The 8,294-nt window shown below is 66.3% G+C and carries 8 protein-coding genes; 5 read left to right on the top strand and 3 right to left on the bottom strand.

Going from position 1 to position 8,294, the window contains the following annotated elements; translation table 11 throughout:
- Positions 1 to 295 precede the first annotated feature (295 nt).
- The 5 genes from E1832_RS02010 to E1832_RS01990 all read left to right on the top strand — a co-directional run bounded on the left by E1832_RS02010 (position 296) and on the right by E1832_RS01990 (position 5,205).
- Entirely contained in the window at positions 296 to 781 is a 486-nt protein-coding gene (locus tag E1832_RS02010; protein ID WP_133358070.1) for a (2Fe-2S)-binding protein, read from the top strand.
- A gap of 91 nt (positions 782 to 872) precedes the next feature.
- Complete coding sequence (locus E1832_RS02005; RefSeq protein ID WP_133358069.1) at positions 873 to 3,236, top strand: xanthine dehydrogenase family protein molybdopterin-binding subunit; 2,364 nt, start codon at positions 873 to 875, stop codon at positions 3,234 to 3,236.
- 114 nt (positions 3,237 to 3,350) lie between these two features.
- A complete protein-coding gene (locus tag E1832_RS02000) occupies positions 3,351 to 4,139 on the top strand; it encodes an FAD binding domain-containing protein (RefSeq protein ID WP_133358068.1) in 789 nt (262 codons plus the stop codon).
- 95 nt (positions 4,140 to 4,234) lie between these two features.
- The gene (locus E1832_RS01995; RefSeq protein WP_133358067.1) at positions 4,235 to 4,798 is read left to right on the top strand and encodes a hypothetical protein; all 564 of its coding nucleotides are present in this window, start codon (positions 4,235 to 4,237) and stop codon (positions 4,796 to 4,798) included.
- 53 nt (positions 4,799 to 4,851) lie between these two features.
- Positions 4,852 to 5,205 (top strand): phasin family protein, encoded by a 354-nt coding sequence (locus E1832_RS01990; RefSeq protein ID WP_133358066.1) that lies wholly within the window; start codon positions 4,852 to 4,854, stop codon positions 5,203 to 5,205.
- A 229-nt stretch (positions 5,206 to 5,434) separates the two neighbouring features.
- Here E1832_RS01990 and infC read toward each other — a convergent pair whose 3' ends face one another.
- The 3 genes from infC to E1832_RS01975 all read right to left on the bottom strand — a co-directional run bounded on the left by infC (position 5,435) and on the right by E1832_RS01975 (position 8,254).
- Entirely contained in the window at positions 5,435 to 5,896 is a 462-nt protein-coding gene (gene infC, locus E1832_RS01985) for a translation initiation factor IF-3 (RefSeq protein WP_245513758.1), read from the bottom strand.
- Positions 5,897 to 6,117: 221 nt separating this feature from the next.
- Complete coding sequence (locus tag E1832_RS01980; protein WP_133358064.1) at positions 6,118 to 7,287, bottom strand: MFS transporter; 1,170 nt, start codon at positions 7,285 to 7,287, stop codon at positions 6,118 to 6,120.
- A gap of 106 nt (positions 7,288 to 7,393) precedes the next feature.
- Positions 7,394 to 8,254: a ferredoxin--NADP reductase gene (locus E1832_RS01975; RefSeq protein WP_133358063.1), complete on the bottom strand. Its 861-nt coding sequence runs from the start codon at positions 8,252 to 8,254 to the stop codon at positions 7,394 to 7,396.
- Positions 8,255 to 8,294 lie beyond the last annotated feature (40 nt).

The raw sequence follows: 8,294 nt of genomic DNA, 5'->3' as shown, positions 1-8,294 counted from the left end.
CGCGCAAGCGCCGGACCGCGGGGACGGTCCGGCGCTTGCGCGGCGGCCTTCGGCCTTGATTTCGCGCAGGGGGCTTGGATCAGGGGGGGGCTGAGTTCCGCGCGTCGCCGCATTCTCGCCTGAGTTGTTTCTCCGCTTTCCGCCCACCCTTGCCTTTGGCCGCGGCCGGGCCATCCTTGGCTTGGAGAGGGGCCGGAGCCATGCCGGAAATTCAACCGAAGATTTCAGTTCTCAACGTGGCATCCGCGTGTTTAACTCGCCCGCAATAGACCATCAGAGCAAACGGGAGGAACTCATGACACAGGTCTCAATGACCGTGAACGGAAAGCCGGCCAGTGGCGATGTGGAGGGGCGCACCCTGCTGGTGTCGTTCCTGCGTGAGCAACTGGAACTGACAGGCACCCATGTGGGCTGCGACACCAGCCAGTGCGGCGCCTGCGTCGTGCATGTGGACGGCAAGGCGGTGAAATCCTGCACCATGCTGGCGTTGGAGGCGGACGGGGCCGAGGTTTCGACCATCGAGGGGCAGGCGGCGCCGGACGGCACGCTGAACGTGGTTCAGCAGGCGTTTCAGGATCACCACGGCCTGCAGTGCGGGTTCTGCACCCCCGGCATGGTGATGAGCGCGACGGCGCTGCTGAAGGAGAATCCCAAGCCCAGCGAGGCGGAGATCCGCGATTACCTGGAGGGGAATATCTGCCGCTGCACCGGCTATCACAACATCGTCAAGGCGATCATGGCCGCCAGCGGCCAGGACGTGAGCGCCATCGCGGCGGAATAACAGGGATGACCGGATGACGGTTCCGCCCCGACGCCCGTGAGGATCGCAGGGGACACGGGACCGGTCATCCATTCAAGGGAGGAATTTGATCATGCCGAAGGACCACGGAATCGGCGCCAGCCCGAAGCGGCGCGAAGACGTGCGGTTCCTGAGCGGAACCGGGAATTACACCGACGACATCAATCTGCGCGGCCAGGCCTATGTGCATTTCCTGCGCTCGGACGTGGCGCATGGGAGGATCAACGGCATCGACACCGCGGCCGCCGCGGCGATGCCCGGCGTGCTGCGCATCTTTACCGGCGCGGATTTCGAGGGGGTCGGCGGTCTGCCCTGCGGCTGGCAGGTGACCGACAAGCACGGCCAGCCGATGCAGGAGCCGGGCCATCCGGTGCTGGCGCAGGGCAAGGTGCGCCATGTGGGCGATCCGATCGCCGCCGTGGTGGCCGAGACCGCCGCGCAGGCCCGCGATGCGGCCGAGGCGATCGAGCTGGACATCGAGGAGTTGCCGGCGGTCGTGGACATGAAGGCGGCCCTGCAGGAGGGCGCGCCGAAGGTGCATGACGATCTGACCTCGAACCTGTGCTATGACTGGGGCTTTGTCGAGGAGAACAAGGGCGCGGTCGAGGAGGCGTTCCAGAAGGCGGCCCATGTCACCACGCTGGAGCTGATCAACAACCGGCTGGTCGCCAACCCGATGGAGCCGCGCGTGGCGGTGGGCGATTTCAACCGCGCCAGCGGCGACAGCACACTTTATACCACCAGCCAGAACCCGCATGTGATCCGGCTGCTGATGGGCGCCTTTGTGCTGGGCATTCCCGAGCACAAGCTGCGGGTGGTGGCCCCGGATGTGGGCGGCGGTTTCGGCACCAAGATCTTTCACTATGCCGAGGAGGCGTTCTGCACCTTTGCGGCCAAGGCGCTGAACCGGCCGGTGAAATGGACCGCGTCCCGGTCGGAGGCGTTCATCTCGGACGCGCACGGGCGCGACCATGTGACCAAGATCCAGCTGGCGCTGGACGCCGACAACAACTTTACCGCGCTGCGTACCGACACCTATGCCAACATGGGGGCGTATCTGTCGACCTTTGCCCCCTCGGTGCCGACCTGGCTGCACGGGACGCTGATGGCGGGGAATTACCGCACGCCGCTGATCTATGTGAACGTCAAGGCGGTGTTCACCAATACGGTGCCGGTCGATGCCTATCGCGGCGCCGGGCGGCCGGAGGCGACCTATCAGCTGGAGCGCGTCATCGACAAGGCGGCGCGGGAGCTGGGCGTCGATCCCATCGCGCTGCGCCGCCAGAACTTCATCACCGAGTTCCCCTATGCCACCCCGGTGGCGGTGGAGTACGACACCGGCGATTACAATGCCACGATGGACAAGCTGGAGGAGATCGGTGATCTTGCCGGCTTTGCCGCGCGGCGGCGGGAGAGCGAGGCGCGCGGCATGCTGCGCGGGCTGGGCGTGAACTGCTATATCGAGGCCTGCGGCATCGCGCCCAGCAACCTGGTGGGGCAATTGGGGGCGCGCGCGGGGCTGTACGAGAGCGCCACGGTGCGGGTCAACGCCACCGGCGGTCTGGTGGTGATGACCGGCTCGCATTCCCACGGGCAGGGGCATGAGACCAGCTTTCCGCAGGTGATCGCCGAGATGATCGGCATCGACGAGAGCATGGTGGAGATCGTCCACGGCGATACCGCCAATACGCCGATGGGCATGGGCACCTATGGCTCGCGCAGCCTCGCGGTGGGCGGCTCGGCCATGGTGCGGGCGACCGAGAAGATCATCGCCAAGGCCAAGAAGATCGCGGCGCATCTGATGGAGGCCGCGGAGGCCGATATCGAGCTGAAGGACGGGGCGTTCAGCGTCGCGGGCACCGACAAGTCGGTGGCCTGGGGCGATGTCTGTCTGGCCGCCTATGTGCCGCATAACTACCCGCTGGAGGAGATCGAGCCGGGGCTGGAGGAGACGGCGTTCTATGACCCGTCGAACTTCACCTATCCGGCCGGCGCCTATGCCTGCGAGGTGGAGGTCGATCCCGAGACCGGCAAGGTCACCATCGAGCGGTTCGCGGCGGCGGATGATTTCGGCAATGTGGTCAACCCGATGATCGTCTCGGGCCAGGTCCATGGCGGGCTGGCGCAGGGGATCGGCCAGGCGCTTTTGGAGGGGGCGGTCTATGACGAGAACGGTCAGCTGCTGAACGCCTCCTACATGGATTACGCGATGCCGAGGGCCAGCGACGTGCCGTTCTATACGGTGGATCATTCCTGTGTCACGCCCTGCACCCACAACCCGCTGGGGGTGAAGGGCTGCGGCGAGGCCGGCGCCATCGGCAGCCCGCCGGCGGTGGTCAACGCGGTGGTCGATGCGCTGCAGTCGGCGGGGCGGGATGTCACCCATATCGACATGCCGCTGAGCCCGTCGCGGGTGTGGCAGGCAATGCACGGGTAACCCCCTCACGGGGCCTCACCCCGTCACGGGGTGATACCCCCTCCCCACCCCTCCTCCTCGCAGGGGGAGGGGATGCGCCCGGAGCGGCGCGGGACAGGAACAAGGAGAGACGAGATGTATAATTTCGAGTTTGAGAGACCGGCGAGCCTGGCTGATGCTGTGGCGGCGCTGGGCGCCGAAGAGGCGCAGGCGCTGGGCGGGGGGCAGACCCTGATCCCGACGCTGAAGCAGCGGCTGGCGAGCCCCGCCAAGCTGGTGAGCCTGACCGGCATTGCCGAGATGCAGGGGGTGAGCGCCGCGGGCAGCAGCGTCACCATCGGCGGCGCGACGACCCATGCCACGGTGGCGGCGGAGGCGGCGGGCGCCTATCCGGCGCTGGCCGCACTTGCGGGCAATATCGGCGATCCGGCGGTGCGCAACCGCGGCACCATCGGCGGCAGCCTGGCCAACAACGACCCGTCGGCCTGTTACCCGGCCGCCGCGTTGGGATCGGGCGCGACCATCGTGACCAACGCACGCGAGATCGCCGCCGACGATTACTTTCAGGGCATGTTCACCACCGCGCTGGACGAGGGCGAGATCATCACCGAGGTGCGCTTTCCGGTGCCTGAGGCCGCGAGCTACCAGAAGTTCGAGCAGCCGGCCTCGCGCTTTGCGCTGGTCGGGGTCTTTGCCGCGAAATACGCCGATGGCGTGCGGGTGGCGGTGACGGGTGCCTCGGAAGAGGGGGTGTTCCGCTGGTCCGAGGCGGAGGCGGCGCTGAACCATGATTTCCGCACCGACGCGCTGATGGACCTGGATATCAACCCGGCAAACATGATCGGTGACATGCACGGCAGCAAGGCCTACCGGGCGCATCTGGTCAAGGTGATGACCAAGCGCGCGGTTGCCGCGATGCTGTGAGTCCGCGCGCCCCGACCGGGTTGACATGGCTCAATTCGGTCGGGGCGGTTCGCCTGTAGGATGTGCTCATTGAAAGCCTAGGAGGGCGCGCGACGATGACCGAAGACAAGACCACCTATATCGACATTCCCGAGGCGGTCGGGGTGTTTGACAGTTTCGAAACCCTGCAACAGGCGATCTATGACCTGATGATCGCGGGGTTCAGCCGCTATGACATCAGCCTGTTGGGCGGCAAGGACGCCATCGAGGAAAAGCTTGGCAAGACCTATTGGCAGGCCAGGGACCTGGAGGACGACCCCAAGGCGCCGCGGGCGGCCTTTGTTTCGGAAGAGGCGATGGGCGAGCTGGAGGGCGGCATTGCCGGCGGCTTCTTTTTCCTCGGCTCCTACATCGCGATGCTGGCGATGCTGAACCCGGCCACCACGCTGGCCGCCTCGATCGCGGCGATCGCCATCGGCGGCGGGCCGGCGGCGGTGCTGGGGGCGCTGCTGGCGCGGCGTGCCGACAAGCATCACCGCGATTACTACCAGACGCAGATCGAAAACGGTGGAATTCTGGTCTGGGTGCGCGTTTCGGATGCGGAAAAGGAGCGTCTGGCGGTGAAGATCATGAAAGAGCATTCCGGCAAGGATGTTCATGTGCATGATTGGAGCGAGTGAGCGCCCGCATCGGGCCGGCCGTGCCGGCCCGGCAACCGGATAGGAGATCGACGATGGCAACGAAGAAGACGACCAAGACGACGACACCGGACGACAATATCGCCAGCGCCGCCCAGGCGATGGCCGACCTGACGGCGATGTACCAGAAGATGGGCATGAACGCGATGGCGTTCATGGGCGGCGACTGGATGGAGCGGATGAGCGACATGGGCGCCGAGATGCTGGAATTCTATACCCAGCGGGTTCAGGCGGACGTGGATCTGTATCACAAGCTGCTGCACTGCAAGGATCTGCATGAGATGCAGGAGATTCAGGGCGAGTTCCTGCAACGGGCGATCAACCGTTATACCGAGGAAACCGGCAAGATCATCGAGATGAGCAAGTCGGCGATGGGCGGCGGATCGTAAGGCGGTCTGCCGCGCGCTGAGCGCCGGCGGCGGGGCGCCGCGTCTTGCCCCCCTCCCTGTCCCTGCTGCTGGCTGAGCGAGGGGAGGGAGCGGCGCGCCTTTCGTTCCCCCGGCCGCCGGGCAGGGGTCGCGTTGCGCGGTGATCCCGGATCAGATCCGGAATGACAGCCGGAAACGAAAAAGCCCCCGCGTGGGCGGGGGCGGATCGTCGTTGTGCCTGAAACGGTCGTTATTTCTGCGGCAGCGGGCCGATCAGCATGATCATCTGGCGGCCTTCCATCTTCGGCATGTTCTCGACCTTGCCGATCTCCTTGACGTCCTCTGCGACGCGCTCGAGCAGTTCGCGCCCGAGATTCTGGTGCGCCATTTCCCGGCCACGGAAGCGCAGGGTCACCTTCACCTTGTCGCCGTTCTCGAGGAACTTGACGACATTGCGCATCTTGACCTCGTAGTCGTGGGTGTCGGTGTTGGGCCGAAACTTGACCTCTTTGATCTCGATGATCTTCTGCTTCTTGCGGGCTTCGCTTTCGCGTTTCTGCGTTTCGTACTTGAACTTGCCGAAGTCCATGATCTTGCAGACCGGCGGGGCGGCATTCGGCGAAATCTCGACCAGGTCGAGGCCAGCCTCTTCGGCCAGTTGCATCGCCCTGGCAGGGGAGACGACGCCGACGTTTTCACCTTCGGCTCCGATCAGGCGAATCTCGGTGGCACGGATCTTGTCATTGACGCGCGGGCCGGTGTCACGGGTTGGCGGCGCGTTGTGAGGTCTGCGGGCTATGGGTTCGTTCCTTTGTTCGTTTCGGAAAATTTCGAACTCGGACAGTAAACGCAGAATGCGCCTCTTTCAAGCGGATGCAGACGCCCTTGACGCGAATAACACGCTGTTTTCCGCGCTTTGCGCGGCGGTGGTGGTCAGGGCGACAGGGGGCGGCGCAGCCCGCCGGACAACAGCAGCACCCCGAGGGCCGCCAGCGCGCAGAACCCGCCGCCGATCCCCAGCGCCTGAAGCCCGCTGGTGGCGATCACCACGCCGCCCAGCGCCGAGCCGCCGGCGGCGCCAAGATAGACCGCGCCGGCGTTGAGCGCGAGCAGGACATTGGCGTTTTGCGGTGCGCGGGCGATCAGGCGGACCTGCTGGGCGGGCATGAAGGACCAGCCGAACAGCGACCAGATCGCCGCCAGCGCCAGCGCCCCCCAGACCGGCAGCGGCAGCGCCGAGAACACCGGCATGATCGCCATCTGCGCCAGACAGAGCAGGGCGAGCGTGCGCTGGGCGCCGATCCGGTCGGTCAGCGCCCCGCCCATCAGCGAGCCGGCCACGGCGCCGAGCCCCGAGAGGGTGAGCGTGGCGGTGATGCCGTCGCGGCCAAAGCCCATGGTCGCCTCCAGCAGCGGCGCGATATAGGTGAAGATCACATAGCTGCCGGCGAGAAAGACGGCGGTGAAGGCGACCGCCAGCATCAGCCGCGCGTCGCCCAGCACCCGGGTCAGATCGCCCAGTCCCACCGGCGCGAAGCGTAGCCCCGCGGGCACCCGGAGCCAGATCAGCCCGGCGCAGGGCAGGGCAAGGGCCACCACCAGAAAGAAGGCGACGCGCCAGCCGAAGGTATAGGCCAGAAAGCTGCCCAGCGGCACGCCGATCACCTGGCTGAGCGAGAAGCCGAGGAACACCAGCGACAGCGCCGCGCCCTGTTTTCCCGGCGGGCTGAGCCCGGCGGCGACGGCGGCGGCGACCGGCGTGACCATGCCGGCCGAGGCGGCGGCCAGTACGCGGGCGGCAAAGAGCACCGGGGCGTTGGGCGCCAGCGCCGAGATCAGCGCGGCCAGCGCGAACAGCGCCATCGCCCCCGCCAGAACCCGGCGCCGCCCGATCTGGCCGGTGGCCGAGACCAGCAGCGGCGAGGCCACCGCGTAGACCCCGGCATAGACCACCATCAGGTTGCCCGCCTGCGCCGGGGTCAGGCCAAAGGCCTCGGCCATCGGGTTGAGAATGCCGATGATGACAAAGGCACCGAGTCCGATCACGAAATTGGCCACCGAGAGGATCGGCACCACGTGGCGGGCGGGGTCGGGATCTGTCATCGGCGCGGCCCTGTTCGGGCGCCGGCTGTATCCGGCGCCCGGCCACGATAGGCTGGCCGGGCGCGGGGCGCCATCGCGACCTTACGTTGCGACAGCGCCGGATGGATCAGTCGAGAAAGGCCTTTTCGACCACGTATTGCTGCGGGTTGGAATTGGCGCCCTCGTTCAGGCCGTAGCCTTCGAGCATGTCCTTGATCTCGAGGTTGAAGGCGAGGTTGCCGCAGACCATCGCACGGTCGGTTTCCGGCGATAGCGGCGGCACGGCCAGATCCGCGAACACCTCGCCCGAGCGCATCAGATCGGTGATGCGGCCCATCTTGGGGCTGTCTTCGCGGGTGGTGGTGGGGTAGTAGCGCAGTTTCTTGTGAAAGCCCTCGCCGATCAGCTCCTCCAGCATCTCGTCGCTGCGGATGCTGTCGATCAGTTCCTTGCCATATTGCAGTTCGCCCACCTCGCGGCAGGTGTGGGTGAGGATGACCTCGTCGTAATCCTCGTAGGTCTGCGGGTCGCGCAGCAGGCTGGCGAAGGGGGCGATGCCGGTGCCGGTGGCAAAGAACCAGATCCGCTTGCCCGGCAGCAGCGCGTCATGCACCAGCGTGCCAACGGGCTTGGGGCGCAGGATGATCTCGTCGCCCGGCTCGATGTGTTGCAGACGGGAGGTGAGCGGGCCGTCCTGCACCTTGATCGAGTAAAATTCCAGCTCCTCGTCCCAGGAGGGGGAGGCGATGGAATAGGCGCGCAGCAGCGGTTTCTGCTTGCCGGTCTTGGGGTCGGGATCGCCCATCAGGCCGATCATCACGAACTCGCCCGAGCGGAACCGCAGCGAGGCGGGCCGCGTTACCCGGAAGGAGAACAGCCGGTCGGTCCAGTGTTTGACGAAGGTCACCGTCTGGGCGTCGGGCAGGGCGGGTTTCTTCACGGGCGTGGCGTCGGTCGCTGAATCGGTCACTGGGCGCATCTCGGTCATAGTTTCCTTGCCGGTCTCATGAACCGACACCTCTGAGTAA

The organism is Antarcticimicrobium luteum (genome assembly GCF_004358185.1).
GTDB lineage: Bacteria > Pseudomonadota > Alphaproteobacteria > Rhodobacterales > Rhodobacteraceae > Antarcticimicrobium > Antarcticimicrobium luteum.
This window is presented reverse-complemented; position numbering and strand designations above follow the sequence as displayed.